Here is a 743-nt window from a genome sequence, read left to right on the forward strand (position 1 = left end):
GGCGTGAACGTGGCGATCGGGTCGCAGTCGCCGGACATCGCGCAGGGCGTGGACGTCGCGCACGAGACCCGCGTCGAGGGCGTGATCGACGAGATCGCCAAGCAGGGCGCCGGTGACCAGGGCCTGATGTTCGGCTACGCCTGCGACGACACGCCGGAGTTCATGCCGCTGCCGATCGCGCTGGCGCACCGGTTGTCCCGGCGGCTGACCAGGGTCCGTAAGGACGGCGTGCTGCCGTACCTGCGGCCGGACGGCAAGACGCAGGTGACCATCGAGTACGCCGGGGACCAGCCGGTGCGGCTGGACACCGTGGTGCTGTCCACCCAGCACGCCGCCGACATCGACCTGGACTCGATGCTCGCGGTGGACGTGCGCGAGCACGTGGTGGGCCCGGAGCTCGAGCCGCTGGAGCTGGACACCACCGACCTGCGGCTGCTGGTCAACCCGACCGGCCGTTTCGTGGTCGGCGGTCCGATGGGTGACGCCGGTCTGACCGGCCGCAAGATCATCGTCGACACCTACGGTGGCATGGCCCGTCACGGTGGGGGTGCGTTCTCCGGTAAGGACCCGTCGAAGGTGGACCGCTCGGCTGCCTACGCGATGCGGTGGGTGGCGAAGAACGCGGTGGCCGCCGGTCTGGCCAGTCGTCTCGAGGTGCAGGTGGCCTACGCGATCGGCAAGGCCGCCCCGGTCGGGCTGTTCGTGGAGACCTTCGGCACCGAGAACGTCGACCCGCTCAAGAT

The 743-nt window shown here is 70.1% G+C and carries 1 protein-coding gene; it reads left to right on the forward strand.

The features are described from left to right. Positions 1-743, forward strand: a 743-nt coding sequence (gene metK / locus IEY17_RS25030; protein ID WP_188991942.1) for a methionine adenosyltransferase, incomplete at both ends; no start/stop codon positions are given.

The sequence above is a fragment of the Saccharopolyspora thermophila genome (assembly GCF_014646075.1).
GTDB lineage: Bacteria > Actinomycetota > Actinomycetes > Mycobacteriales > Pseudonocardiaceae > Saccharopolyspora > Saccharopolyspora thermophila.